Raw genomic sequence first — 26,724 nt, forward strand, 5'->3', positions numbered from 1 at the left:
ATAATTTATTTTACATTCTCATTTTGTTAGAAATAAACACCCAAAGCAACACTCATCTTGGTTTGTTTATATCCTTTCAAGGTCACAAGTCCACCATTTAGACGTGCAAATAGGGTTTTATTGTTTTTCCAACGCACTGGTGCATAGGTAAAAAGCACACCTCCTTCTAGTTCAAAAGCATTGGCTTTTAAATGCTCATAGCTTAAGTTTATCATCTCGGTGATGTTCTTATCCATCAGAGCAAAGGGCATAATCAAGTGTTTTTTCACGTTATTCATCAACATTGAGCTAACATCTAAGGTGAGTGTTGATCGATTATTTACTACTTGTTGATACTGCATTTGAGTGCAAACATACACAAAATTTACTTCCATTACACGCAAAGGATCTACATATTGCATTTTATTTGTTTTATAACCGCCTTGTACATGAGCAGTAAACACACGCTGGTCGCCAGCTTTAAGTAGTGCTCCTACCGAATAATCCCATTGCCTATTCTTATACATCGACATGCTTATGAGCTTTCTATACTCTCCTCCTGCAGGGTTTCCAACGATATTTTCATTGCCTAAACGGCGGTTATGCAACACAGAAGCATACACACTCCAACCCAATTGTTGTTCTGATTTCCAGCCAAAGCGAGCTTTCCACGTTGTATTATATAAGGTTGTGAGAGGCAAAGCATTAAGATTTGGAAGGATTTGGTTGTATGGAACAAATTGATAACCTGCCGAAATAAAGGTTCCTTGCTTTGTTCTTGGGGTAAAATGTAGATCGAAAAGCAATCCTGTGGCTTTGTAATAGGCAGATAAATTATTGCCCGAAAAGCGTGCATAGTTGGTTCCTAAGCCTGTATAAAGATATTCTTTGCTGGTTCCTTCCTCACGAAAAAAAGCCACATCATTGGTTTGTTTGTAGAAAATTCCGCCCATATCCAACCCTAAATCGTAGGCAGTAAAGGCATATTTTGCCCCTACTTTCAATACTAAGTCGGTGGCAATACTATGTGTTCGTGGGTCTTTTCTACTAAATTGTTGCATCGCTCTAAAATCAATTAAAGCCCCTATAGTCCAGCGTTTCAATGTTTTTGCCACTCCTCCACTAAACGAATACTGCTCAATAGTAGGACTTGTATTCAACGTATCGCCCAAAACATAAGGATAAAGTATATCGAAATCGGCAGCAGAATTAAAACTTATGTGCTCTATTTTGCCTCTTTTATAACCTGCATTTCCCCACAAACAAAGGCTCGAAGGCAATAAGAGATAAGACTGAACAGCTACCTCTTCCATCTTATGTCCTGCTCCTTTTTGATATAAGAATGGTTTGTTTGAATGTAGATTATCATACGAAATGCTTCCACTTGATAGCGAAGTGGAATATAAAGTGGGAGCCAATGCAGGATTATCGGCATGTTTTTGCAAGATACGAGTCCACAAAGCATTGTGCTCTAATATTGCAATCGAGTCTAACGAAGAGGCATATAGCGCATTGAAAGCACCCAACCAAAGCACCAAAAGTATTGCTATTGTTTTTCTTTTCATAACCAAATAGGATGTAATACTATTGTTGTTGAATTGTTAAGCACCTCTATATAACTTTCTGAAACACGGAAGTAGCGCACCGAAACGCTTCCATCTGCTGTTTTTACACGCACTGTTCCCTCCCCTTGCAACGAGTAAACACCTCGCAAAACCTGCATTATTGCTTGCGAATTGTTGAATGTTGAAGTTGAATAGGATTGCTGATTGCTGATATTGAGCAGTGTTATTGTACCCTGAATCTGTATCAATTCTTCGCCTTTTGATAGCTCTAATCGAGTAGTTGCAGTGGTATAATAATGGGTTTCCTCTTTTTCACAGCTCGAAAAAGATACCAACGCCAATATTAAACAAATGATATATAGTTGTTTTATCATAGTTTTACACTCATTTCTAATCCAAAATAAGGCACAACGAAACGTCGAATCACCATATTGTTGCGTTCATAATCGGGGTGAGCATCCCATAGTTTATTCACAAAGAGGGCAACCATCAGTTGGTCGTTCCAAAGCTTTTTAGTGGCTTTCAAATTGATGTTCATACTAAAAGGCACTGTTTGACGCTCGAAAGCCTGTTCGCTTTGCACCCTAACTAAATATCGAAGTGCATCATCTTGTTGCTCTGTTGCCGTGTAAGGCAATATATCTCCGTTCTCGTTCATATAGTTTTGAGGAATCGTTTCCTTTCTCATCGACTGGTTTGCAGTTTGCCATAAGCATTGGAAAGAGAGCGAAACCCCTAATTTTATTTGCGGAATACTACTATCAAAGGTAAAGTTTGTGTTCACCATCTCACGTATATAGCCCTCGTCGTCTTTATATATTCCAACAGCATTCAGTGCTTTTCCATTCACAATTCTCGAGGGTTTCTCTTGCACAGGCAGTGCATTTTGATAGTGAGTTTTAAACCATGCACCTGTAATGGTTAAGCGAGTATTGAACAAAGGCACACGAGCAGAAGAAAAAGTAAATTCTAATCCTCTTTTAAAAGTTCTACTTCCGTTAGCCCATACATTGTAACTTTGAAGTCTACTGCGCATTGTAAAGGGCAAATCATCTATATTTGGTGGTGTAGTTAAAGGCGAACCGCTGAGCGAAGCCATTGAATAGAGTTTATATTGATAGGGCTGAAACACTGCCATAGACCTGAAACCCGAGGTCATATCCTCGTGAAAATAAGTCAAAGTGAGTCGATTTCCTGCCCAAGACACATCGCCTCTTACTTCCTTTTTCACATTGCGTGCAGCTGTTAAAGAGGGATTTCGAGGATCTACCACATAGGTTTGAAGACGCATTCTGCGGTTTTCTCGTTGCTCATGATAGTAACTAAACTCCACAAAGTCGATGTATTCATTTTCAGGATATAGCTGATCTATCGTTGGAAACATCGTATGTAAGCCCACACCAGCCGACAAACTGAAGGTAAAAGGTTGCCCTAACACATTGAAAGAAGGAAGGGTTAGCGAAGCATTAACACGTGGATCGAGATAGTATTTATTATGTAAAGCATAACTATTAGGTAGGTTTAATGCTGTTTGGGCACGTATTCCAGCCGAGATATCGATGTTATAACGTCCTAATTGCTTACTCGCTGTTTCTTCAACATAAAATGAAAGGGTGTGCGAAGCAGGTATATCGCTATATTTTCGAGGACGATGTAACGTTCCAGGATATAGTGGATAAAGCACATTAAACATCTGTCCTTTTCCTAAATTCTTATCAACTTGAAAGTCTGCACCTATCAAAAGCTCGTTGGTTACGCCTTTTAAGGGAAAAGAAAAGGTGCCATCTGCTCGCATAAACACGTTAATGGGCTTGCCATCTACTGTTTGTGAACCCGTGTAAGTGTATGGATAGATAAAAACAGCATCGCTCTCACCTGTAACATTGTTAAGAGCTGCGGGCGTGTCGCTGGTGAGTTGCACCAAACGAGTGCGCTCTAAACAGTCGCTTTCGTAACTTGCCGAAGTAGAGAAATCAAGTGATCGCAACCAACTTTGGGTGTTCTTGGGTTTCAATTCAATATCGAAAAGAGCAGCATAACGTTGATATTTCGAGCTATATTTATCTACTCCACCATAATTAAGCTCCTCATCCACCTTGTCTTCGTCAAAAGATCCACCATAATCGATATTGAGTGTGGTGCTTATTTGATGCGAACGGGTTTCGAACACCTTATTCATTCGGGCTGAAAGGGTGATTCGTTTATAGTTTTCGAGAACGTTTCTAGGGTCTGATTGACTATCAAGATAGTCGGCACTGAAGTTAAATGATAGGCGTTTGTCTGTGTTTTCAAATCCTTTTCCTACATAAAATAGTTTACTATTCATATCGGCTTTGAAACGTGCCGACAAGTTATTGCCTCCTCGTTGACGGGTTATTTTCACTAATCCACTGGTTAAATCGCCATATTTCACAGAGGGTATGCCTCGCACAATCTCTACTTCTTTAATGTCATCGGTGGCTATTGAACGCATGTCTACACCCATATTGGTGAAGTTGCGCATAGTAGATGTTCGATCTAAAGCCCCTGAAAGACGTTGAATGTTGGCATGCATACTTATCGGTGCGCCATCTATTACAAACTGAGTTCCAAGAGATGAGGTGGCATAATCACTGCCAGAGATGGGCACTTCACGAAGAGATATAACATTAGGTGTGGTGAGTGTGCTGTTAGAAGCACGTCCACCAGGGAGCAGTTCTAATATATCTGAAAAAGAAGAGGGTTGCAAATGGTCCATAGCTTGCCGTTTAATGGTAGACGAAGTGGATAGCTTTCGTCCTTCTTGTGCCGTCACAACCACTTCACCAAGTGACTTAACATCGGCTTGAAGATAATAAACTGCAGTGCTATCGGTATGAGTTGATAGCTTTTTATAGCCTAAATACGAAATGACGATAGATGTTTTGGGTACTACTTTCAGCACAAATGCTCCATCTTTATTAGTGATTGTTTGTGTTTTTTCTACACCATTAGTGCTGATAAATGCTCCTATTATGGGTTCATTGGTTAGTTTATCGAGCACAATACCTCTACATATTGTTTGCGAAGAAATATTATTAGAGATCTGTAACAACAATAATATAAATAAAAGTTTAGTGTATTTCATCCTGATGCGCATTTCATCTGCAAAGTTACTCACATTATTATAATGAAGCAATACCTAAAAATAATGAGCAACCAGAACATGCAATGTTAGCAGGACAATAAATTATAGGTATATATTTTATTTCTTCTTGCACCACTAAAAGTCCTTTATATTTTATCAAGAGAAAAGATTTTGTGGGCAGTTGTTTTCTCCTTCCAAAACATATACGTTACACTTGAAAAGGGATTTGAATATCCTCATTTTACAAAAAATATTTTTTCTTTTTCAAAAGTAGTGCTTTCACCATGCAAAAGCAGTGAGATTGAGGTGTAAAAGCAATGAGATTGCACCCTAAAAGCTATGCAATTTCTCCACCCTATCATTTCTTTTCTCACCCTAACTAGATACTTTCTTCCTTAAAGGGCGAACAAAAAAAGGGAGAAAAGGATGGAATGAGGGTAAGAATTGATGAGGGATATAAAAAGAATGAACCGCCCTAAATGGATAATTTAGAGCGGATCGATATATCAATTTTATACTATTAGTTCGATTCTGTGCTGTTTTCTGTAGCTGGTGTGGGTGCAGTTTCCAACTCGTCTCTTACCTTTGCTGAACGACTTACACTTAAAATCACTCCCAAGAAAATACAGTTAATGATGGTTGAAGTACCTCCTTTACTCACAAGCGGTAAGGGTTGACCTGTTACAGGCGCAAGTCCTACAGCCACACACATGTTAAATACAGCCTGAGTTGCTAACAAAAGAGCATATCCCATGGCAAGAAATGCGGGGAAATTGTTCTCACATCGTCGGGCAATAGTTCCCGTTCTGAACAAGATTACCATATAAAGTAAGGCAACAAAAAAGGCTCCTCCAATGCCCATTTCCTCTATAATTATGGCATAAATAAAGTCGGAAAACGCCTGAGAAAGGAAGTCTCTCTCAATCGAATTACCTGGACCTCGTCCTACAACATTCGACGATGCAATGGCAATATTGGCGTGTGCCACCTGAGCATCCTTATCTAAATCAACCTCGTTAGGGGCTAAATCTTTTCCAGAAGTAAACTTATTGATACGTGATTTCCATGTATCTAAACGCTTAAGATACGAGTTGATACCGCCTTTTTCTTCTTTTTTAGGCTCCACTTGCTCTGTAAGTAGCTTTTTATTGTCGGGCTGTTCTTCTACACGTCCAACGGTCATAATCAACAGAAAGCCCACAACAGCAAGTCCACCAACACACGCAATGATGGTACCTAACTGCTTTTTAGGTACTCGTCCCAATACAAACATCATGAAAACAACCAACGAAATAAGGGCAGCCGTTGAGAAGTTCTCTTTGAATATCAATAAAATAAGCGGTGCAGAAAGTCCTAAAATCCATTTAACTGCACGTTTATCGGCTCCGTTTTCGGTTTGAAGCGCACTCAATATTTGAGCTGTTAGCAATATAATAGTGCCTTTTGCGATCTCTGAAGGCTGAAATTGTATTCCTAAAAAGCTTATCCAACGTTGCGCATTATTGGTGGCTTCGCCTGCTATAACCGCCCATAACAAACCGAATATTGACCCAAAATAGAGAAAAAGAGTTGGTGTTTTGAAGTACCTACAGGGTATATTTAAAGTGAGAATCATAGAGATTGCTCCCAAAGCTAATAAGGACATGTGCTTAAAAACGGGTGCTAAATAGCTACCACTTTTATAAGTTAAGCCCGAAGAAGCAGAGAAAACCTCAATAATACTGATGACACAAAGGAAGAAAAAAGCCATCCAAATCACTTTATCTCCTTTGAATATGTTTCCTAATTTATTTGTATTCATCGTTTCTTTTTACGCCCTTTTATTATTGTTCGATGCAACTTTCTTTTCTATTGACACTGCCGTTGAAAGATATTATTATGCTTTTCGTGCCCATGTTTTGAACTGTTCGCCTCGGTCTTCCATGTTTTTAAAGAGGTCGAAGCTAGCACAACAAGGACTTAAAAGAATGGTATCGCCCTCAACTGCACGCTTTTTACATTCTTGCATGCACTCTTTCATACTGTGAGTGTCGGCAATTTCAAGTCCAAGTCCATCAAAGAACTCATGCAACACGCTGTTATCTGCACCCATAAACACAAGTGCTTTGCACTTATCGAGCACCAATTGCTTTATTTCATTGTAGTCGTTTCCTTTGTCTAAGCCACCTAATATGAGGATAGTTGGTGTGGTCATACTCTCTAAAGCCCATCTACATGCGTCTACATTGGTTGCTTTTGAATCGTTAATATAACGCACTCCGTTAGCAGTAGTGACGTATTCTAAACGATGTTCCACACCTGCAAAGGTGCGTAAACCCTGCTTTATTGCCTCTACGTCAACACCATTAGCGGCTGCTGCCAATGCTGCTGCCAAAGAATTGTATAGATTATGGCGACCAAGAAGTGAGAGTTCTGCTCGTGACATGGTGAATTCTACTGGCTTTTTCACTACAATCTCGCCATTATCTACGCACGCTGCCACGCTGTTTGATGCGTTTTCAGAAAATGTTAGCTGCTGTGCTTCGATGTTATATTTATGCAATTCGGCTGCAACAACATCATCATCTGCCCAATAAACAAAGCTATCGTCTTTCGTTTGGTTTTGAATTATACGCATCTTTGCATCGGTATAAAGTTGCATTTTATACTCATAGCGATCCAAATGGTCGGGGGTGATGTTCAAAAGAACGGCTGTATTGGCACGAAAATCATACATATCGTCGAGCTGAAACGAGCTAATTTCGATGATATAATATGCATGTGGAGCCTCAGCAACCTGCAAAGCAAGGCTTTTTCCTATGTTTCCTGCAAGCGAAACATCATAACCAGCTTCTTTAAAGATGTGATATATCAACGAAGTGGTGGTGGTTTTGCCATTACTTCCTGTGATACATATCATCTTTGAGTTAGTGTATCTGCCCGCAAACTCAATTTCGCTGATAATAGGAATGTTGCGTTTTGCAATTTCTTTTACCATCGGAACCTCTTTAGGAATACCCGGACTTTTAATCACTTCGTCTGCATTTAAAATCAATTCAGCAGTGTGTTGTCCCTCTTCCCAAGGTATATTGCGTTTGTTTAGCTGCTCTTTATATTTGTCTTTTATAGGCGATTTATCAGAAACAAAAACGTCGAAACCTTGCTTTTGCGCCAATACTGCAGCTCCAATGCCACTCTCTGCTGCGCCTAAAATTACTATTCTTGCCATAATTTGTTATTTCTTCTAATTCTTTTCATGGTGCATGTCGCCTCTATTCACAATGCCATTGCACGAGTCGTCCATGCTTTTCTGAACAAGAAAACGATATTATCTAATCTTTAATGTGATGATTGTGAGAGCAGCCAAGATGATGGTTACAATCCAAAAGCGTATAGTTATTTTCGATTCATGATACACTCCGTGAGGCTTTTTCAATAGATATTTGCAGTCTGGATCAAGCTGTGAGTCTTGAGTTCTAAAGTTATCGTGAATGGGTGTGCGCTTAAATATACGTTGTTTAACGCCCTTTCGTTTTCCTAACTTATAGTACCACACTTGCATTATCACGCTTAAGCTCTCTACAAAGAATACTCCACAGAGGATAGGAAGCAACAATTCTTTGTGAATGATGATGGCTCCCACCGCAATAATACCGCCAATTGTGAGCGAACCTGTATCTCCCATGAATACTTGAGCAGGATAAGCGTTATACCATAAGAATCCTATTAGCGCACCAATGAAGGCACAAAAGAACACAACCAGCTCTTGCGAACCTGGTATATACATGATATTCAGGTAAGAAGCAAATTCGATGTGCGAACTGACATAAGCCAAAATACCCAGTACAACACCTATAATTGCAGAGTTTCCTGCACATATTCCATCCATACCATCATTGAGATTGGCTCCGTTGCTCACTGCTGTTACCACCAAAATGGTCATGATAACAAACACAATCCAGCCTGCTGCCACCTTATATTTACCGAAAACGGCAGTTAATCTCGAGTAATCTAGATTGTGACCTTTCACAAATGGAATGGTTGTTTTAAGCGATTTACGAGCCTCGGTGCGGTGTTTTATCACCAATTCGCTACCCTCTCGTTTCACAGCAATGTTCTCATTCACTTTCACATCGGGTGAAGACCAAAGCACAATGCCCACAATTAAGCCAATACCTATTTGTCCAATGATTTTATATCTACCGCTAAGTCCGTCTTTATTCTTTTTGAAAATCTTGATAAAGTCGTCCATTCCGCCTAAGAAACCCAACCAAACAGTGGTGATAATCATTAAGATTAGATAGATATTTCGCAAGCGTCCAAGGAGCAACACGGGAACAAGTATTGCCAAAATAATGATGATTCCACCCATAGAAGGAACGCCAACTTTGTTCACTCCGAATGGATCTATCTCGGCACTACGCTGAGTTTCGGTGATTTGTTTACGCTTTAAATACTTAATAAAACGCTCTCCAAACCACGAAGAGATAACTAATGATAAAATCATTGCTAATAAAGCACGGAACGAAATGTATCCCCAAAGGTGCGAACCAGATATTCCGTATTGCTCTAAAAATCTGAAAAGATAGTATAACATATTGTCTTTATTTTACTACTTGTATTTCTTTCGTTCTATAAATCGTTTGTAGGCAGTTGCTAATTGCATTGAGTTTACACTTCAATTGCATTGCTTTTACACCTCAAAAGCTATGCTATTACACGCTAAAAGCAATGAGTTTGCACGCCAAATAATAAGAGGTGTTTTCCCTTTAGATAAGAGACGATGCGTTGATGCGATAAACACTGCAATGGAACAACGTTTCAACTGCCAATGGAACACTTAGTCGTTCTGAAAAATTTCGTATAGAACTTCTTTATCGTTAAAGTGATGTTTCACTCCATTTATCTCTTGATAGTCTTCGTGTCCCTTTCCTGCTACCAACACAACATCGCCCTTTTGTGCCAAAGAACAAGCGGTTCTGATAGCCTCTTTGCGGTCTACTATGGTTAAAGTCTTTTTCAACTGAGCGTTGTTCAAGCCTTCTTTCATATCGTTTAGAATGTCTTGTGGGTCTTCAAAACGTGGGTTGTCGCTGGTTAAAATCACCTTGTCGCTTTGTTTTACTGCCTCTTGAGCCATCAATGGGCGTTTTCCTTTATCACGATTTCCGCCTGCTCCGCACACAGTTATCACCTTTCCTTTGCCATTTAGCACATCGTGAATGGCTAAAAGCACGTTTTCGAGGGCGTCGGGTGTATGTGCATAGTCTACAATACAGGTGAATCCTTCGGGCGAATAGATGGGTTCAAGTCGTCCACTAACGCTCTGTAGGGTGCTGAGTGCAAGGAGAATGTTTTCTGGTTGTTGTTGAAGCATGACCGAAGCACCATACACTGCGAGCAGATTACTTACATTAAACTTACCGATAAAGCGCACGCCTACTTCTCTTCCATCGATTTCTAGGTACATACCTTCAAAGTGACACTCAATGATTCGTGCCTTAAAATCAGCCAAAGAACGTGCGCTATAGGTCTTAACTGTCGCCTTTGTGTTCTGCACCATGTACATTCCATTCTTGTCATCTGCATTGGTTATGGCAAAAGAAGTTTTGGGTAAGCTATCGAAGAAGGCTTTCTTTGCATCTCGATAGTTCTCGAAGGTTTTATGATAATCTAAGTGGTCACGAGTGAGATTGGTGAAGATTCCGCCTGCAAAGTGTAGTCCTGCAATGCGTTTTTGGGCAATTGCGTGCGACGAGCACTCCATAAATACATAGTCGCAACCTGCTTCTACCATTCTAGATAATAAGTAATTGAGTGCTATTGGGTCTGGTGTTGTGTGGTCGGCAGGCACTGCTTCGTCTTCAATATAATTGCAAACGGTTGATAACAGACCGCACTTGTAGCCTAATTTTCTAAACAGATTATATAATAATGTGGCGATTGTTGTTTTGCCATTGGTACCTGTTACACCTACTAACTTTACCTTTTTAGATGGTTCTCCATAGAAAATGGTGGCAACAACTCCTGCTGCTTGCGTTGTATCTTGTACCTGAATGTAGGTTACATGTGGGGCTTTCACTTCGGGAAGGTCTTCACATAACACTGCAACAGCTCCTTTTTCGATAGCTGTTTCGATGTAACGATGTCCATCAACTTGTGTTCCTTTCACGGCAATAAATAAGTGATTAGCTTCTATTTTGCGTGAATCGATGTTTACACCGACTATCTCTTTGTTTGCATCTCCAATGATTTCGATTGGTTTAATGCTAGAAATAAGCTTACTTATTATCATATTTCGTATTTTACTTGATTTCTTTTTATTTCCTAATAACGCCCTTCTGTATTTGGAAGGATGAGTCTTTGCAAACGAATGGGCGTTGGGTTGATTGCTGTTTTATTCTAAAGTGAGTTCGCAAAGAGAACCTTTCACAATGCGATGTCCTGCAGCTAAACTCTGTTTCACTACCTTTCCTCGTCCTATGATGCGTGTTCTCACGCCTCTACTCTCTAACAAATACACGGCATCTCGTGCGCCCATACCCATCACATCGGGCACAAATGCACTGCCAAACTGCTTTACTCGCTCTAAACGAAGGGCTGTTTGACTGGTTGGTTGCGCCTTTCCCCATACGGGTTTGCTATTGGTTGGCACATTGAACCATGGCGATTGTATCTTAATGCCTAACTTATCTAAAACGTATGTGCTTGACAATACGTTGCCAATCTTCACTTCTGGAATAAATATAGATGATGAGTCACGAGCATCTTTAATGTCTAATTTGATGTTTTGAGCCATTATTCCTTCTGAAATTTGATGGAAAACAGGACCACACATACCACCTCCTGAGGCAGGAAGACCAGACTTTTGAATACAAACAATGCAACTATAACGTGGGTTATCGGCTGGGAAAAAGCCTGCAAAACTTAATAAATAATCCATCATTCCAGACTTATAGCCCGCAACTCCTTTGGACATTTGAGCCGTTCCCGTCTTTCCTGCAACCTTAAAGGATTTAGATCCTGCCTTTTTTCCTAATCCATAGTGCACCACATACTCCAAAACCTCTTGCATTTTCTTAATACTTTGAGGCTTTGCAATTTGCTCTCGCAACACTATTGGGTCAAACTCCTGAAGCACTTCACCATTCTTTACTACCTGTTTAACAAACCTTGGTTGCATCATCTTACCGCCATTGGCTATCGCATTGTAAAAAGTTAAGGTTGAAATAGGTGGTATCTGTGTTTCATAACCAATACTCATCCATGGCAATGCAGTGTTACTCCAGTTCAACCACTGCCCATTTGGAGCCTTTTTAGGCATTCTTATACGAGCAGAAGATGCGCCTAAGAGAGGGATGTGCAAGTTGTCTGCAATACCAGTTCTATATATTCCTTTCACAAAACGCTCGGGTTCATCATGATAAAACTTATCTATTATACGACTAACACCAATATTTGAGCTCACCATTAGCGACTTTGTGAAAGTAAGTGTGCCGTAACCACCACGTCTCCAGTTGTGATCTTTCATCTCTCTACCATACATTGGCCACACACCTCCGCCTGTTTCAACCACATAAGAGGTGTCAACATGTCCTTCATCCAATGCAACTAGCATCGAAGCAACCTTAAATACCGATCCAGGTTCAAGCAAATCGCTCACAGCATGATTCTTTCTTTCTCGATATTGACCATCACCACAACGCTCCATATTCACTATTGCCTTGATATCTCCAGTCTTAACCTCCATCACAATGGCAACTCCTACGTTTCCATTAATTTCCTTTAGCTCGTTAATAACAGAGCGTTCGGCTAAGTCTTGAATACCAACATCGATTGTAGTAACGATGTCTAAGCCGTCAACAGGAGCCTTTACAGGAATGTCTAAGAATTTATTAAGCACCTTTCTACGGTGATTTATTCCATCAGTTCCACGCAGAATGGAATCATAAGACAATTCTAAACCAAAGCGAGCTGTATCTTTTGCACCATACATCTCGCCTATTGTACGACCTGCTAACGAGCCATAAGGACGCTGACGAGCATTAAATTCTTCAAAATGAAAGCCTCCTTTATATTGAGCTAAGCGGAAAATGGGTAATGCTTTCACGTCGGTAAACACGTTATAGTTTACCCTTGAGGGCCAAATAGGCCAGTGACGACTTTCCTTTTTATATCCTTCTTGAAGATAAGTCTTAAATTCTTGTGCTGATTTTGAGGGGAAGATCTGATTCAATCCCTTTGAGATAGAGTCGAGCTTTACATTCCATAGTGAGTCATTTTTTGCATCTTTTATTGCTTTGAAGTCGACATATAGCTTATATTCGGGCAAAGAACTTGCCATTAAACGCCCATCACTACTTAAAATATTACCTCTTGTGGGTTTCACTGGCACGCTATCTCGTTTCACACGATCAGCCACTTGCATCCAATATCCATGCTGAGCAGTCATAATATACATTGCTTTCAAAAGTACACTAATGCTCAACAGCACCATAACCCACACAAAAGCTTTATATCGGGGAATTACTTTTTTATAATTAAACTTGCTCATTCTTCTGGAATTGTTATGATATAAGGAGGGTCACTTGCTATTTTTATTGTGCTATCGTTATTGTTTTTAAGCATCTCAAGCACATTACTTTCTCGGCTTTTCTCGGTTAATTCGCTACTACTCGACAAGGCTTTATACTTTGCATCTTGCAGTTCTTTCTTCAATTTGTCATACTCTATCATTTGTTGTTGATATCTATAACCATTGGCAATGTATAGAAATATAAAGAAAGTGATAAGCACTATCAACCAAATTTGGCGTCGAAGAATGGCTGCAATAAGGATATCACCACCCAAGACAGTTTGAATTGTGAAGTTTTTATTCATAGGACGCTCGTCTTCTATCGCCCTATTTTCTATAATTTCCTTTAGAGTTGGCAATTCTTCTTTTGCCTCTTGTGTGCTATCAACAACATCATTTTTAGTTGCTTGTAGCGTCTTTGCCGCCTCATCAAGTGCTTCTTGCGGAATTTCTACCACATCAATCACTTCTAAGGGTTTATTTGTTTCTGTCTCTTTCATTTCTTTTCTGCAATTCTTAGTTTTGCACTTCTACTGCGAGGGTTCTGTTCTTGTTCTTCGTCTGTGGGCACAATCACTTTGTTATTGATGAGCTTAAACGGTGTATTGATACATCCAAAGAAGTCTTGTTCTATCTTTCCCTCTATATTTCCTGCTTTCATTATGTTCTTAACGATACGATCTTCGAGTGAATGATAGGTGATAACGCTCAGTCTTCCTCCTGGTTTTAGCATGTCGACAACGCTCATTAGTAATTCTTTTAGAGCCGACATTTCGCCGTTCACCTCTATTCTTAGTGCCTGAAACAGCTTTGCAAGGTCTTTCTTTTCACGTTCTCTTTTGAATAAAGGCTCTACAACAGCAATAAAATCGCCCGTTGTTTCAATCCTTTTTTCTTGTCTTGCCTTCACCAAAAGCGATGCTATCTTGCGTGAATTCTTTAGTTCTCCATAAAGATAGAATATGTCTGCCAATGCTTCTTCGGCATAATTGTTCACAATATCGGCTGCTGTTCTCGACGAACGTTTATTCATTCGCATGTCAAGGGGCGACTCAAAGCGGAACGAGAAGCCACGACTTTCATCGTCGAAGTGATGACTCGATACCCCAAGGTCTGCCAACAAGCCGTCTATTTGCTCTACACCATGATAGCGCATCCAGTTCTTTAAGTATCTAAAGTTTGAACGAACAAAGGTGAAACGCTCGTCTTTCAACAGGTCGTCGCCATGATTTTGTTTTAGATTGGCTTCGGCATCAGCATCTTGATCAAAGCTATAAAGGTGTGCATTGACATCTAATCGTTTCAGAATTTCATGTGAATGTCCGCCTCCACCCATCGTAACATCAACATAAATGCCACCTGGTTGAATATTTAATCCATCAATACTTTCGTTCAAAAGCACTGGTATATGATATGTTTCTGCCGTCTTTACCATTCGTTTCTTTTGTTTACACAAGATTGTTGTGCGTAACTTGGTTGTATTGTTGCATCACTAGGAAATAACATTCTGAATAATACAACTCCAAAACTCCGCCTTATAATGTTTCATCGAGCTTTTATGCTTCCTAAGAAACATATTATTGTCTTACACATACTTGTATTTGGGTTTCAAAGTTACTGCTTTTTCCCTACATTTCTCTACTTTAAGATGGTATTATTATCATTTTCTTTACAGAATATTGATTTCTATAAATTACATTGAAAAATTATTATGAGACCTCTGCAAAACCTACTATCCTCTCAATTTTCACCCATATACTCTTAGAAGAATGAATATTTTTGACCAAAAGATGCCGTTGAAAGTTACTTTTTGAGTAGATAACAATCTTTTATCGGTGTATTTTCATATTATCTGATAGAATTTGACACAATAATCCCAGGCGTTCGGTATAAGTTGTAGGCAATGGATTCCATAATATGCTGCGCATGTGTTTTTGAAAGTCCGACGTATCTTGCTATTCCAGCACCAAACCATCTATGCATAGAACCAAAGGAACGTTCTACTTTGTAGCGTATCTTACTTCTCGCAACGTTGATACGCTGCTGCCTTTCAGTAATTTCATGTCCTCTTGTTCCCTTATGCATGATACGGCATTTAAGTTTCATACGTTTGAGGGTTTCTTTGTTCTCCATCGAGTCATATCCTTTATCGGCATAAACAAGTGCTTTCCGTGGTAGCTTGGCTTTCTTCAGAGGTGTTTCTAAGTGTTTCATATAACTTTCATTGGCAGCTGTCGTTTCCTCGGCAAGCACCATTCCGTTTTCATCCGTTACCGTGTGACGCTTGTAACCGAAGTGGAGCTTTCCCATCTTCTTTACCCAACGGGCTTCTGTATCTACGTTAGGCCTGACAACTTCTTTGAGCATGGCTTTCTCAGAAGCCTCTATGTTCTCATCCTCTTTTCTATCCTCAACGACCTCATAGCTCTTACGTCCGTGGGGGCGGCGGGGAGAATTCGTAATGCCGGCATCAATAATGGCACCACGCTTAACAATGATTCCTTTAGCTTCCAATTGCCGATTAAACTCCGCAAGAAGCGTATCATACAAATCTGCTTCAACAAGAATGTTGCGAAAGCGGCACACGGTAATACTATCAGGAACAATATCCTCCATGCCAATACCTGCAAAGCGGCTAAAAGACTGGCGGTCGTTAACCTGATCTTCAACTTCTCCGTCACTCAGACCATACCAAGTGCGGAGTAATCCAATCTTGAATAAAACAAGGCTGTCATAGCTGGGCCGGCCGGTAGACTTATAGCCTTTTGTATAAGCCACCTCTATTATAGCACGAATAGGTGTCCAATCAATGACTATATTTATTTGTGAAAAGAATGTCTGCTTGACCTTTCTTTCACCAAGGAATAGATCAGCAAAACTGGGAGAGGATAACTTCTGTTTCATACCATAAAGGTACAAAAAATATTTAAGAAAGACAAATTATAGGAGGAGTTTTGCAGAGGTCTTAATATGTTTGCCTCTGAGAAAATTAGTGATTACGAATAAATCATTCAAAAAAAATCATTTGCTTTTATGCCTGATGAGCCTTATTCTCCGAGACTTCTATATAGGTCTACGACACAGGAAAGCTGCTGTTGGCGTGTTTCAAGCAGTTCCATTTGGGCATCAAGCGCATCGCGTTCGGCCCCAAGTACATCGAGATAAGTAGCTCGTCCGTTCATATAGAGTTGACGAGATACCTCAACCGAGTTTTCCAAAGTCTTCACTTCTTCCTCTTTTAGCGCATAATAGGCGACGAGATTCTTATGCTTTGACAGCAGCGTACATACCTCAGAATAGGCTGTAAGCAGTATTTTGTCATATTCATATAAGGCTTGTAGCTGTGCGGCGTCAGCCTGTTGGAAGTTAGCTTCGATAGCTTTTCGGTTGATAAGTGGTGCAGTTAGTCCTCCCACGACACTGTAAGCGAGCGACTTTGGCGTACGCGTTAGGTAGGTAGGATTAAAGGCTTCAAGTCCCAAAGTGGCACTAATGTTTACCGAAGGCAAGAAGGCTTTGCGCGCCGCTTCTACGTCCCAATGAGCTGCAGCGAGTTCATGTTCAGCCTGACGGATATCGGGTCGATGACTCAGGAGATTGGAAGGAAGTCCTATAACGACCATTTTCACGTCTTCATTCAACAACTGTTTGGCATCTCGTTGAATAGGCGTTGGGTAACGACCGAGCAGTAAGTTGAGTGCATTTTCACATTCAGTAATCTCTTGTTTCAATACAAACTCCTGTGAACGCGCCTTTGCAAGCTCTGCTTTGAACTTCTCAACAGCCAGTTCTGTGTCGCTATCGGCCTCCTTTTGTATCTCTGCTATCTTTTCCGCCTGACGCTGAAGATCGATGTATTTGCGTATAAGTGTGAGCTTATTATCTAGAGCCAATAAGGTATAATAATTGCTTGCGACTTGTGAAATCAGTGAAGCGCGCACGGCATTCTGGCCTTCTAGGGTTGCCAAATAACGCTCGACAGCCGCTTTTTTGCTTGACTTCAACTTGCCAAAGAGGTCGAGTTCCCAGTCAAAGGCAAAGCCCGGGTGATAGTTCATGAGTGGATCGGGGATGAGTTTTCCTGGAGTCATCTCGGTGGAAGCATTGCCGGCACCCTCACTTGTGTATCGTCCGGCCTTGCTAACTCCTACTTCTGCCCCCACGGAAAGCGATGGAAGCATGGCTCCTTTGGCTGCAATCATTCCACTTTTTGCTACAGCTATTTGCTGCAATGTTATCTTTAAGTCTTGATTATTGACTAAAGCGGAGTCGATAAGTGCCTTGAGTTGTGGGTCGGTGAAAAACATTTTCCATGACGTAGGCGTAGTCTTCGCCGTCAGCGTATCACCATTATATTGCGTGGGTAGCTGCAAACGTGTGCGGCTATTGACTTGCGTCGCTTGGGGCGTCTTGCAAGATGACACTCCGATGGCAAGCAGAATAAGAAGGAAAATATTATTTCTTTTCATCATTTTCAAGTTTATATCGTTTGTCTTTCTCTTCAGTCAATGGCTTGTTTCGTTGGTAACGAACCATCTTTACATGGTCGGCCATGCGTCCAAAGATATAATATAAGCCTGGAACAAGAATGAGTCCGAAGCATGTTCCGAATAGCATTCCACCCGCAGCTGCCGTGCCAATGGTTCGGTTTCCAATAGCCCCTGCACCGTGAGCAAATACCAACGGCAGCAAGCCGGCTATGAAAGCGAACGATGTCATGAGTATAGGACGGAAGCGAGCTGCCGCACCTTCGATGGCCGCTGCACGTATACTCCTGCCTAAATTGTGGCGTTGCACGGCATATTCAACCATTAACACGGCATTCTTTCCAAGCAAACCAATCAGCATGACCATAGCAACTTGGGCGTAGATGTTGTTTTCCAATCCCGTGAGTTTTAGGAAAATGAACGTTCCACAGATGCCTGCGGGCAGACAAGTAATAATTGGAAGTGGCAAAAGGAAGTTCTCATATTGTGCTGAAAGGATGAGATAGATGAACGTTAAACATACAATAAAGATGATCAACGCTTGGTTTCCTTGGTCTACTTCGTCTTTAGTGATGCCGGCAAAGTCGTAATCATAGCCGTGAGGTAGCGTCGAAGTAGCCACCTCTTCGATAGCTTTGATGGCCTGACCACTACTGTATCCAGCTGCTGCTGAGCCTGTAACTTCAGCAGAATTATATAGATTATGACGCGTCATCTCACTCATTCCATATACCTTTTCCATGTGTAAAAAGTCGGCATAAGGCACCATTTCACCTTGGTTGTTCTTAACATTTAACTGCATCAAGTCTTGTGGAAAAGCACGATATTTTGGGTCGGCTTGCACGATGACCTTATAGGGCTTACCAAATCGAACGAAGCCCGTTTCGTAGTCAGAACCAATCAATGTGGAGAGATTATCCATGGCTGTACCAAGTGTAATGCCTTTTTGTGCGGCGATATTATTATCTACTCGAAGCATGTATTGAGGGAAACTGGCCGAGTAAAAGGTAAAGGCTGAGCCTATCTCTGGACGCTTATTAAGAGCTGAAACGAAGCTCTTGCTGACCTTTTCCATAGCATGATAGTCGTTACTTCCAGTCTTATCAAGGAGTCGAAGCTCGAAACCTGACGCCGCACCATAGCCTGGAATAGAAGGTGGTTCGAAGAATTCTATGTTGGCATCTGTTATCTGTTTGCACTTGTTTTCAAGGTCATTGATAATCTCTTTTGCCGTCCGACTGCGTTCCTTCCAAGGCTTAAGATTAATCAAACACGAACCCGAGTTGGCACTGGTTCCTTCAGAAAGGATCTCATATCCAGCCAAAGAAGACACACTTTCTATGCCATCTTCCTTTGCAATTATACTCGCAAGTTGATGTGCAACCTTATTCGTTCGCTCAATAGTAGCACCTGGTGGTGTCTCAATTACAGCGTAAATCATGCCCTGATCTTCTTGAGGAATAAAGCCCGAAGGTAACGAATTGTTGATAAAGAAGGCTCCAATGCAGAACAAAAGTAATAGCGGAAGCGTGATAATCTTCCTCGAAACAGTGCGTTGAAGCACGTTGCAATAGCCGCCGATTCCTTTGTCAAAACTCGCATTAAACTTATCAAGTACACGATTAATCCACGTCTTTTTGATGTGGTTATCACGCTCTCGAGTCAATATTAGCGCACAAAGCGAGGGCGTAAGTGTTAGGGCTGTGAAGCCCGAAAGCACGATACCAGAAGCTATTGTGATTGAAAACTGCCGATAAAACATGCCTTCTGGCCCACCCATAAAGGCTACAGGTATGAATACAGATGCCATAACCAATGTCACGGCTACTATGGCTCCACTGATTTCTTTCATTGCCTTTTGCGTGGCTTCCAAAGGTTCTAAGCCCTCTTTGGCTATCTTTACATTGACCGCTTCGATTACCACAATGGCATCATCGACCACAATTCCAATCGCCATTACTAAGGCAAAGAGCGATATCATGTTAAGCGTTATACCGAAAGCATTCATGACTGCGAAGCTACCTATTAACGAAACAGGGACTGCAAGGCATGGAATGAGGGCAGAACGCCAGTCTCCAAGGAACAAGAATACAACGAAACCAACGAGTATAAAGGCTTCAAACAGCGTGTGAATTACCTTTTCTATAGAGGCATCAAGGAATCTACTGATGTCGTAACTCAACTCATAATGCATGCCCTTTGGCATGTCTTTTTGAAGATGAGCCATTGTTTTCTTGACGTTCTGGATAACTTGTCGCGCGTTCGATCCATAGGCTTGTTTCAGTGTTATGGCTGCGGATGGGTGATTATTCAACGTAGAATATATGTCATAAACCTCACTCCCGAGGCTCACATCTGCTACATCTTTGAGTCTAATAAATTGCCCATCAGGAGTTGATTTCACGACAATATTGCTATACTCTTCAGGCGTTGTATAGCGTCCCGGATACTTCAACACATACTCAAAGCTTTGTGCATGCTTGCCCGAACTTTCCCCAAGCTTGCCTGGAGAGGCTTCAATGCTCTGCTGTTGTAAGGCATCTGTGATGTCGGTTGCAGACAAACCATAGGCTGTAAGCTTATCAGGTTTGAGCCAAACACGCATGGCAAAGCTCCTCGTTCCAAGGATATCAAGATCTCCAACGCCATCAACGCGGGCGAGTTCTGGTGAGATATTGATGTCCGCATAATTGAAAAGGAAGTTCTGATCGACTTTAGGATCATCGCTATATAGGTTGATATACATGAGGATATTAGGCTCCTCACGAGATATTTTCACACCTTCGCGCACAACAGCTGGCGGTAGTTTGTTGGTCGCTGCCGACACTCGGTTTTGCACATTGATAGCATCGACGTTGGGATCTGTACCAAGTTTGAAGACAATATTTATCTCTCCTTCGCCGTCATTGCCTGCATCCGACTCAATATACTTCATTCCCGGCACACCATTCAGTGCCTGTTCAAGAGGAATAAGCACTGACTTAATCATCAGTTCATTGTTGGCTCCCGGATAATCGGCTACCACATTAACCTTTGGAGGGGATATAGATGGGAACTGAGTAATGGGTAAATTGAACAGCGAAAGAATGCCAATGAAGACGATTACCAATGAAACAACGATGGCAAGTACTGGTCTTCGAATAAACTTTTGAAACATATTGACTGTTTATTAGCGTCTTTTTTTCTTCTTATAAATGGTTGTTCTCATCATGAAATAATATGGTGTGAGAACCTTTTTCTGTTGTAAAGTGTGATGAAAAGCCACCTGAAAGCCTTAGTCGGCATTCAGTTGAACACGCTTCATGGCTTCACTTGGTGTGTAATAATGCGTCTTTACGTGTTGACCATCATGCACTTTCTGCACTCCACTCAATAGAATCTTGTCGTTGGCAGTTACTCCTTCGGCGATAATAAACACCTCTGGTTGTTCAAAAGCCACTTTAATCTCACGTGAATGTGCATAGCCTGCGCCATCAACAACAAACACATAACGGCGGTCTTCCTCTTCATACGTGGCCTGTTGTGGGATTACCAACACATTGTGTAAAGGCATATTGATGCGCACTGTGCCTGTTTCACCATTGCGAAGCAAGCCTTTCGGATTGGCAAAGCGAGCACGAAGAGCAATATTTCCAGAGCTACTGTCAAACTCACCAGCTATATTTTGGATGTAGCCTTTAGCTGAGAAGGCACTTCCATTGGCAAGAATCAGCGTCAAAGGAAGTTTGTTTCGCTCGGCAGAATGTTGCTGATAGTCTATATATTCGGGTTCAGAGATGTTGAAATATACGTTGAGTGACGAGTTGTCGGATAGTGTAGTGAGCAAGTCACCTCCCTGCACTAAGCTTCCAATCTTTTTCGGAAGATTCCCTATAACGCCTGTAAATGGGGCGCTGATTAAGCATAACCGTGCTTGAATCTGTGCCAATTTATAATCTGCCAAGGCTGCATTGAGCTTCGCTTTAGCCATTTTCTGTGCATTGGGCGAAACAATTTGCCCCCTCGTTAGCGTTGTTGTGTTTTGCAGTTCAATGCGTGCTTGCTCGGCTTCTGCCTTTGTCCGCGCCACATTCTGTTGCGCTCCAACAATCGAAATGCGGAAAAGAGGCTGACCGGCTCGCACCTGTTGCCCTTCTGTGACATAGACTTGCTGCAGAATTCCCTCCTGCTGTGCGCATACTTCTATGTTTTTTCGCGATTCAATATTGGCCACATAGTCTTTTGAAACTTGTGTATTGGTTACCCAAGGAGACGTTACTGCATAGACCGTTTGGTCGCTTTTTTCCTTGTTTTTGCGGCATCCTGTGACTACAATCAACGTGATGATAGCCATCAACAGCATCTCTTTCTTCATACCTAACTAATGGGTTATCCGATTATCTTTTACTAATGATTCAAGAATAAGGTACAAATTTATAGATTTTTTAAGTAGGTTGCCGTAAATCTATGATTAAAAAGATTTAATAGATAGGAATTAACTGCTTCTTTAACTCTATTTTCATATCATGTAAAGTACGGTTAATCATCTCGCAATCTGACTTATTTCGTCGTGCGTTTTGCCCCAAATTACGCTACAAAATCATAGGAATTGTGAGCGCATCTCACTTATTGTGTTTTTTAATCCAACTTTACTCCCCTTGTCTTTGGATTTGGCGTGGGTTATCCTTTGGCTTTCAGTGTGCTGAAATAAAACACAATGTGTGGCATCATACAACAGAAGCATCCCTATAACTCCTTTGAGAGAACAAGATGATTTGTTTGCTTTTTTACAAAAATAATACAGGATTTTGTAAATAAGTTATGACATTTTTCATTTATCTTTGTATTTAAGAACGAGACAAAAAGTTTGTTTCTATAAAACGTTATCATTGCTTATATGGCATCATCTCAGTTGATTTCTCTGCCGAATACATTGTCGGTATCGTCCCTACTCACGATAGAAAGGGGGCTTTGATGAACGTTTCTGACAGACTATTACTCAGAAAAAGAGCTATTGTAGAAACGGTGAATGATGAACTTAAAAACATTGTCCAAGTGGAACACTCCAGACATAGATGCTTTGACAATTTCATCGTCAACTTATTAGGGGCTATTGCTGCCTATTGTCTGTTTCCAAAGAAGCCGCGCATCAATGTACAAAGGAACTTTGACACACAACTTGCTTTGTTCTGAATTCGTCGAACTCACGTTTTCTTAAATATTTTTGTACCTTTATGGTATGAAAGAAATACAATTGAAGAGAGGTGCTTTCTTCCTACACAACAAAGGCATTGTTATTGGTTGGCAATAGCATTGCTTTTAGGGTGCAAAGTCGATGCTTTTGGCTGGTAATTGCATTGAGTTTGCAAAGCAATAAAAATAAGGGTGCAAAACATTGGTAATATAACAATGTTTGAAGAGCTTTGATATGAGAAGAAAAGACCGATGAGATAGCTAATTTTTCGTTTATTCTTTGTTACACATCAACAAGATATGCGTGTTGCAACCGAGCGTTGTTCCAAACAGAAACGAACCGCCTTCTTTCAGTTTCAAACGCTTTCTTAGCTCGTTGGCACTTAGTGGAAAGTTGCGAACGGCAACGTTGGCATGTGTAAAGGCCGCAAAGTTGGTTTTCAATTCTTTTTTATTCAAACTAGACACGGCTTGAATTTTAAACTTTCGACCATTCCAATTATCGATGAAATGGGGTGAAACGAAGAGATGACTATTTGCAGAAAGTGCCTTAACACCATATTGTTGCGACAAAAAAGCAAAGCAACCTGCCTTCATTTGCGAAGCGTTGGGTTCGTAGAGATATTGATTTTGGAGCATTTCGCTATGCTCTTCTACTTCAGAAGATATGGTTTGCAAAGCCACTTCGTTTTCACTTGGCTCATAACTCATCACCTGCTGGTCGTTAACACAATATATTTGGGGTTGTTTGGGGGCATTATTTTGCAACACAAAGAGCAGTTCTTTGCACTCGTTTTGCACCGAAACAATGTGTATTTCGCTCACTATCGGGGTATCTTCGTTCAAACTTTTCAGTGCTTTATGCCAGTCTAACATGGGTGAAAGCTTCACAATAGCCACACAACATTTTTGCAATAGGTTTTCTTTTAATGCCAAAACGTTGGGTGTACAATGCTCTATTTCTACCGTTTTTGCCCCACTTGCATCACGACGAGCAGGGTCTAAGAAGATGAAAGACGTGCCGTTCATGTCGTTTAGATACTTTTCGCCATCGCAACACATCACTTTAAAGTTGCGAACTCCAAGTAATGGAAGGTTGTTTTCTGCTATGTCGCACAAGGTTTGTTGCTGTTCTACATAGCAAGAGCTGTCTACTTGCTTTGCCATGAGCGTGAAATCGACCCCGAAACCACCCGTTAAGTCGACTAAAGTTAATTCTTTCGCTTCTTTTTCACCCTCTTTTTGCGGTGAAATGGGCTTTTTTCCTACTTTCAACTCCTTTGACAAACGATTAAGAAGTTGCGCCTTATACTCTGCTGTTTGTTGCGAAGAGCATTGCTCGAGCGATAGTGTTACGGGGAAAATAACGCCTTTTGTAGCTGCCCAAAGAGGCAATTTGACGCACGATGTTTGGTGTCCTTTTATCTGACTAAGGGCAAAAGGCATGTCAACGCCTTTTGTTTTACCACCTTTCAATGCCAATGTTTGTACGTCACTCTTTAGGTTTTGCGCTATAAAAGCAACTGTTTCGCTCGATATTTCGTTTATCTTCATCTTGTAAATGGGGTTCTTCGTTATCACCACTACAAAGTTAATGTTTTCTATCAAAATGACTATTGATGTACTCTGATTTTTGTTTTGCGCCCTATCTAACTTACAAAAACAAGGCACCCCCTATCTTATTACCAGACAAGGGGTGAGAAAATAGATTAGAGTATTATTTATGTTTATTGGTTTCTGTATTGTGTTTCTAACTATTATAGGTGTGAATACTGGTGCCTTGAGCCGATGGAAGGTAGTTAATTCCCCACCAACACATTTGTAACAGCAAGAATCCTACGATAAGAATGTAAAGCGAATACTTCCTATTATGTGTAGGAATGAGGCGATAGTGCATGTAAAGTAGATAGGCAAACCATGTTATTGCTGCCCAAGTTTCTTTGGGATCCCATGCCCAATAGTGTCCCCATGCATCCTTTGCCCATAGCGATCCGAAGAGCATTCCTATGGTTAAGAAAGCCCAACCCACGCAAACCATTCCATCGATGATGCCAAACTCTACAGAAGCATCAAAGCGATTGCAGGGCGTTTCTGCATTTTCAGGATTCAAAGGAGTTGTTTCTGCATTAGAACTACTAACCACTTGCACTTCTTTATAATGCCGATGCGCCTTAAAAAGAATGTAAAGTGCCATGAGAGTAGATGCTCCAAAGAGTGCATAAGCAAACATATACACTATAACATGAGGCGCAAACCAAGGACTTTGCAATGCTGGCATCATGGCTTTGGTGTGTATTTCGGGCTTAAAGAGGTTCACTCCGATGAACACAAGCGCAAGAATTGTAGAAAAAGAGAGAATCCAATGGTATTTACAACGACTATAAACAAAGATTCCTATCAATGGAAGAAAGAACGAATACCATAGTCGTGTCTCTCCCATTGTACGCATTGGAGGTCGTTCGAGCGTTATCCACATCATCAAAATGTAGGCAAAGAACACTACAAGACCAATGCTTGTTGCTATTACCGATGGTGTTAAACGATTGCGCCAAGCAAGATATGCGCCCGCAATCCATAACAAAGCAGCCGCTAAAGCGAAGTATATAAAATAGTCCCAAATCATAAATAATCGTTCTCCTTTCTATCTTTTATGGTCTCTTTTCCAAACTTAAGGAACATAAGTAAAGCACCTAAAAGCATCATTCCGATGCCAATATAAACATAGGGGAGCCATGGGTCGGTTACCAACTCAAAGATACTAACGGTGTTATTCTTTCCAAAACGTTCGTCATAGCTAAACTGATAGATCTTCCAACCATTAACTGAGAAGGGTTTGTTCACCTCGATCATGGTTTTATAATAATCTCCTTCTTCGGTATAAATTTCCACTTCGCTGGCATATCTTTTTGGAGTTGGAATCTTCATCATCGTTGTCTGACCCTTGTCGGCACGCACTTTTTGTAGCTCGGCAGGATATTTTTCGAGGATAAAACGATGGAGTTCGATGGCAAGAGACAAGTCTTTAAGACGTCCATGTTCGTCCATTGCACGCCATTCGGCTTGTCCTGGAAGACAATACATCTTTAGTTTTTGGATATCTGCAGAGCCTAAGGTTCCGCAAACGACAACAATAAAGAGTCCGAGGTGCGATATTACGCTGGCAAAGCGTTGTTTTTTGAAATGCACAAGGCGTTGAAGTGTAGCCAAACCAATGGTGGTTGTCATCCATAAATAGACGAGAACGAAGGGCCAAAACGACAACATATTGGTTAAACCGATGGGGTCTACGGCTTTATTTCCACTAGGAACTTGACGTGTTAAGCCCATTATAAAGGTGAGAACCAACACGAAAAGAATGGAAGAAGCTGCCGACTTGGTGCTCATGAGATATCGAATGAAGTAGACTTTCTCACGCATCCAATAGGCTGTTCCTATCAGTAAAAGATAAATAAGCAATGCAAGCGCATTAGCTGGGAAGGCGAAAAGCTGCCAAAGTATTCCCCCTGTGATGAACTGAAGTATTGCTCCTATCACAAGAAGTCCGCACCCAATAGCGATTCCTTCACGCAAATTCCAAGGTTTTTGCCACATTATTTTTTCGTTATTATTTTAATATTTAAGAGTAGTTTCGGCTCTGATGCCTTCAAGGCAAACTGCCATTATTTTCAAAGGCTTTTGAGGTGGGGTTTCAATTGCATTGCTTTTAATACCTAATTGCATTGCCATTGCATGCTAAAAGCAATGGTATTACAGAGCAATAGCACTGCTTTTATTTTCCATCAAAAGATTCTTTGTTCTACTCGTATTTTCTTTTTATTAGCTCTTGAGAACACAATATAAAATAAATGTCAAACTGCTTTC

Annotated in this window: 18 protein-coding genes and 1 pseudogene; 2 read left to right on the plus strand and 17 right to left on the minus strand. The window is 40.9% G+C overall.

Annotated features, from left to right (window positions below; translation table 11 throughout):
- Positions 1 to 26: 26 nt before the first annotated feature.
- The 6 genes from HMPREF0669_RS07215 to HMPREF0669_RS07240 form a co-directional block, all read right to left on the minus strand.
- Positions 27 to 1,544, minus strand: a complete 1,518-nt coding sequence (locus HMPREF0669_RS07215) for a DUF6850 family outer membrane beta-barrel protein (RefSeq protein WP_009228138.1) — start codon at positions 1,542 to 1,544, stop codon at positions 27 to 29.
- Positions 1,541 to 1,918, minus strand: a complete 378-nt coding sequence (locus tag HMPREF0669_RS07220) for a hypothetical protein (protein WP_009228137.1) — start codon at positions 1,916 to 1,918, stop codon at positions 1,541 to 1,543. Before HMPREF0669_RS07220 ends, HMPREF0669_RS07215 begins: the two co-directional genes overlap by 4 nt.
- Positions 1,915 to 4,650, minus strand: a complete 2,736-nt coding sequence (locus tag HMPREF0669_RS07225; protein ID WP_009228136.1) for a carboxypeptidase-like regulatory domain-containing protein — start codon at positions 4,648 to 4,650, stop codon at positions 1,915 to 1,917. Before HMPREF0669_RS07225 ends, HMPREF0669_RS07220 begins: the two co-directional genes overlap by 4 nt.
- A gap of 520 nt (positions 4,651 to 5,170) precedes the next feature.
- Positions 5,171 to 6,451 (minus strand): FtsW/RodA/SpoVE family cell cycle protein, encoded by a 1,281-nt coding sequence (locus HMPREF0669_RS07230; RefSeq protein WP_009228135.1) that lies wholly within the window; start codon positions 6,449 to 6,451, stop codon positions 5,171 to 5,173.
- A gap of 75 nt (positions 6,452 to 6,526) precedes the next feature.
- The gene (gene murD / locus HMPREF0669_RS07235) at positions 6,527 to 7,858 is read right to left on the minus strand and encodes a UDP-N-acetylmuramoyl-L-alanine--D-glutamate ligase (RefSeq protein WP_009228134.1); all 1,332 of its coding nucleotides are present in this window, start codon (positions 7,856 to 7,858) and stop codon (positions 6,527 to 6,529) included.
- A 99-nt stretch (positions 7,859 to 7,957) separates the two neighbouring features.
- Positions 7,958 to 9,226: a phospho-N-acetylmuramoyl-pentapeptide-transferase gene (locus tag HMPREF0669_RS07240; RefSeq protein WP_009228133.1), complete on the minus strand. Its 1,269-nt coding sequence runs from the start codon at positions 9,224 to 9,226 to the stop codon at positions 7,958 to 7,960.
- Between the two features lie 112 nt (positions 9,227 to 9,338).
- Here HMPREF0669_RS07240 and HMPREF0669_RS10510 point away from each other — a divergent pair, with 112 nt between their 5' ends.
- A complete protein-coding gene (locus HMPREF0669_RS10510) occupies positions 9,339 to 9,473 on the plus strand; it encodes a hypothetical protein (RefSeq protein ID WP_255350761.1) in 135 nt (44 codons plus the stop codon).
- On the opposite strand, the gene HMPREF0669_RS07245 is transcribed toward HMPREF0669_RS10510, so the two are convergent.
- The 8 genes from HMPREF0669_RS07245 to HMPREF0669_RS07280 all read right to left on the minus strand — a co-directional run bounded on the left by HMPREF0669_RS07245 (position 9,470) and on the right by HMPREF0669_RS07280 (position 22,045).
- On the minus strand, positions 9,470 to 10,924 hold the full coding sequence (locus tag HMPREF0669_RS07245; protein WP_009228132.1) for a UDP-N-acetylmuramoyl-L-alanyl-D-glutamate--2,6-diaminopimelate ligase: 1,455 nt from the start codon (positions 10,922 to 10,924) through the stop codon (positions 9,470 to 9,472). The genes HMPREF0669_RS10510 and HMPREF0669_RS07245 overlap by 4 nt on opposite strands.
- 102 nt (positions 10,925 to 11,026) lie before the next feature.
- On the minus strand, positions 11,027 to 13,183 hold the full coding sequence (locus HMPREF0669_RS07250) for a penicillin-binding protein (protein ID WP_009228131.1): 2,157 nt from the start codon (positions 13,181 to 13,183) through the stop codon (positions 11,027 to 11,029).
- The gene (locus HMPREF0669_RS07255; protein WP_020967297.1) at positions 13,180 to 13,704 is read right to left on the minus strand and encodes an FtsL-like putative cell division protein; all 525 of its coding nucleotides are present in this window, start codon (positions 13,702 to 13,704) and stop codon (positions 13,180 to 13,182) included. Before HMPREF0669_RS07255 ends, HMPREF0669_RS07250 begins: the two co-directional genes overlap by 4 nt.
- Positions 13,701 to 14,639, minus strand: a complete 939-nt coding sequence (gene rsmH, locus HMPREF0669_RS07260; RefSeq protein WP_009228129.1) for a 16S rRNA (cytosine(1402)-N(4))-methyltransferase RsmH — start codon at positions 14,637 to 14,639, stop codon at positions 13,701 to 13,703. Before rsmH ends, HMPREF0669_RS07255 begins: the two co-directional genes overlap by 4 nt.
- 413 nt (positions 14,640 to 15,052) lie before the next feature.
- Entirely contained in the window at positions 15,053 to 16,108 is a 1,056-nt protein-coding gene (locus tag HMPREF0669_RS07265; protein ID WP_009228128.1) for an IS5 family transposase, read from the minus strand.
- 143 nt (positions 16,109 to 16,251) lie between these two features.
- Positions 16,252 to 17,676, minus strand: a complete 1,425-nt coding sequence (locus tag HMPREF0669_RS07270) for a TolC family protein (protein ID WP_009228127.1) — start codon at positions 17,674 to 17,676, stop codon at positions 16,252 to 16,254.
- Complete coding sequence (locus tag HMPREF0669_RS07275; RefSeq protein ID WP_009228126.1) at positions 17,660 to 20,848, minus strand: efflux RND transporter permease subunit; 3,189 nt, start codon at positions 20,846 to 20,848, stop codon at positions 17,660 to 17,662. The genes HMPREF0669_RS07270 and HMPREF0669_RS07275 overlap by 17 nt, the downstream gene beginning before the upstream one ends.
- A gap of 117 nt (positions 20,849 to 20,965) precedes the next feature.
- Complete coding sequence (locus HMPREF0669_RS07280) at positions 20,966 to 22,045, minus strand: efflux RND transporter periplasmic adaptor subunit (protein WP_009228125.1); 1,080 nt, start codon at positions 22,043 to 22,045, stop codon at positions 20,966 to 20,968.
- Between the two features lie 587 nt (positions 22,046 to 22,632).
- On the opposite strand from HMPREF0669_RS07280, the pseudogene HMPREF0669_RS10115 reads away from it, so the two are divergent.
- A pseudogene (locus HMPREF0669_RS10115) lies at positions 22,633 to 22,863 on the plus strand (transposase); the annotation flags it as partial.
- A gap of 273 nt (positions 22,864 to 23,136) precedes the next feature.
- On the opposite strand, the gene HMPREF0669_RS07285 reads toward HMPREF0669_RS10115, so the two are convergent.
- The 3 genes from HMPREF0669_RS07285 to HMPREF0669_RS07295 all read right to left on the minus strand — a co-directional run bounded on the left by HMPREF0669_RS07285 (position 23,137) and on the right by HMPREF0669_RS07295 (position 26,454).
- Complete coding sequence (locus tag HMPREF0669_RS07285) at positions 23,137 to 24,417, minus strand: hypothetical protein (protein ID WP_009228124.1); 1,281 nt, start codon at positions 24,415 to 24,417, stop codon at positions 23,137 to 23,139.
- Between the two features lie 196 nt (positions 24,418 to 24,613).
- Positions 24,614 to 25,486 (minus strand): cytochrome c biogenesis protein CcsA, encoded by an 873-nt coding sequence (gene ccsA, locus HMPREF0669_RS07290; RefSeq protein WP_009228123.1) that lies wholly within the window; start codon positions 25,484 to 25,486, stop codon positions 24,614 to 24,616.
- Positions 25,483 to 26,454, minus strand: coding sequence for a cytochrome c biogenesis protein ResB (locus tag HMPREF0669_RS07295; protein WP_009228122.1), 972 nt, complete (start codon positions 26,452 to 26,454; stop codon positions 25,483 to 25,485). The genes ccsA and HMPREF0669_RS07295 overlap by 4 nt, the downstream gene beginning before the upstream one ends.
- Positions 26,455 to 26,724: the final 270 nt, after the last annotated feature.

The sequence above is a fragment of the Prevotella sp. oral taxon 299 str. F0039 genome (assembly GCF_000163055.2).
Taxonomy (GTDB): Bacteria; Bacteroidota; Bacteroidia; order Bacteroidales; family Bacteroidaceae; genus Prevotella.

Bases quoted from the DNA above. Each gene is read 5' to 3' on its own strand.
- HMPREF0669_RS07215 (WP_009228138.1), bottom strand. From the start codon at position 1,544: ATGAAAAGAAAAACAATAGCAATACTTTTGGTGCTTTGGTTGGGTGCT.
- HMPREF0669_RS07220 (WP_009228137.1), bottom strand. From the start codon at position 1,918: ATGATAAAACAACTATATATCATTTGTTTAATATTGGCGTTGGTATCT.
- HMPREF0669_RS07225 (WP_009228136.1), bottom strand. From the start codon at position 4,650: ATGAAATACACTAAACTTTTATTTATATTATTGTTGTTACAGATCTCT.
- HMPREF0669_RS07230 (WP_009228135.1), bottom strand. From the start codon at position 6,451: ATGAATACAAATAAATTAGGAAACATATTCAAAGGAGATAAAGTGATT.
- murD (WP_009228134.1), bottom strand. From the start codon at position 7,858: ATGGCAAGAATAGTAATTTTAGGCGCAGCAGAGAGTGGCATTGGAGCT.
- HMPREF0669_RS07240 (WP_009228133.1), bottom strand. From the start codon at position 9,226: ATGTTATACTATCTTTTCAGATTTTTAGAGCAATACGGAATATCTGGT.
- HMPREF0669_RS10510 (WP_255350761.1), top strand. From the start codon at position 9,339: ATGCTATTACACGCTAAAAGCAATGAGTTTGCACGCCAAATAATAAGA.
- HMPREF0669_RS07245 (WP_009228132.1), bottom strand. From the start codon at position 10,924: ATGATAATAAGTAAGCTTATTTCTAGCATTAAACCAATCGAAATCATT.
- HMPREF0669_RS07250 (WP_009228131.1), bottom strand. From the start codon at position 13,183: ATGAGCAAGTTTAATTATAAAAAAGTAATTCCCCGATATAAAGCTTTT.
- HMPREF0669_RS07255 (WP_020967297.1), bottom strand. From the start codon at position 13,704: ATGAAAGAGACAGAAACAAATAAACCCTTAGAAGTGATTGATGTGGTA.
- rsmH (WP_009228129.1), bottom strand. From the start codon at position 14,639: ATGGTAAAGACGGCAGAAACATATCATATACCAGTGCTTTTGAACGAA.
- HMPREF0669_RS07265 (WP_009228128.1), bottom strand. From the start codon at position 16,108: ATGAAACAGAAGTTATCCTCTCCCAGTTTTGCTGATCTATTCCTTGGT.
- HMPREF0669_RS07270 (WP_009228127.1), bottom strand. From the start codon at position 17,676: ATGATGAAAAGAAATAATATTTTCCTTCTTATTCTGCTTGCCATCGGA.
- HMPREF0669_RS07275 (WP_009228126.1), bottom strand. From the start codon at position 20,848: ATGTTTCAAAAGTTTATTCGAAGACCAGTACTTGCCATCGTTGTTTCA.
- HMPREF0669_RS07280 (WP_009228125.1), bottom strand. From the start codon at position 22,045: ATGAAGAAAGAGATGCTGTTGATGGCTATCATCACGTTGATTGTAGTC.
- HMPREF0669_RS07285 (WP_009228124.1), bottom strand. From the start codon at position 24,417: ATGAAGATAAACGAAATATCGAGCGAAACAGTTGCTTTTATAGCGCAA.
- ccsA (WP_009228123.1), bottom strand. From the start codon at position 25,486: ATGATTTGGGACTATTTTATATACTTCGCTTTAGCGGCTGCTTTGTTA.
- HMPREF0669_RS07295 (WP_009228122.1), bottom strand. From the start codon at position 26,454: ATGTGGCAAAAACCTTGGAATTTGCGTGAAGGAATCGCTATTGGGTGC.